The following is a 295-nucleotide window of genomic DNA, read 5'->3' on the forward strand; positions in this document are numbered from 1 at the left end:
CAGCTTATGAAGAGGGACTCAAGCCTAACGTCAACTCCATCAAAAAGGTTTTTACGAATTATGTGAAACCTCAATATCCTTGGATGTCCGAATTGTCTTCTAGAGTTTATCAATATGCCTTCATTAATCTAGGGGATGCCTTTAAGCGCTTCTTCAAAGGAATAAGCAGTTATCCTAAATTTAAGAAGAAAGGCCACCATGATAGCTTTACCCTTGACAATTGCGGCAAACCATTCAAGTTGTCAGGAACTCGCCATAAGCTGCCTTTTGTGGGCTGGGTTTCTACATTTGAGGG

At 41.0% G+C, this 295-nt stretch carries 1 pseudogene; it reads left to right on the plus strand.

Annotated elements, in window-relative coordinates:
- Window positions 1-295: pseudogene (locus tag P5683_RS26155) on the plus strand (RNA-guided endonuclease TnpB family protein); the annotation flags it as partial.

Source organism: Limnospira sp. PMC 1279.21 (assembly GCF_032349615.1).
In the GTDB taxonomy this organism is placed as follows: Bacteria; Cyanobacteriota; Cyanobacteriia; order Cyanobacteriales; family Microcoleaceae; genus Limnospira; species Limnospira fusiformis.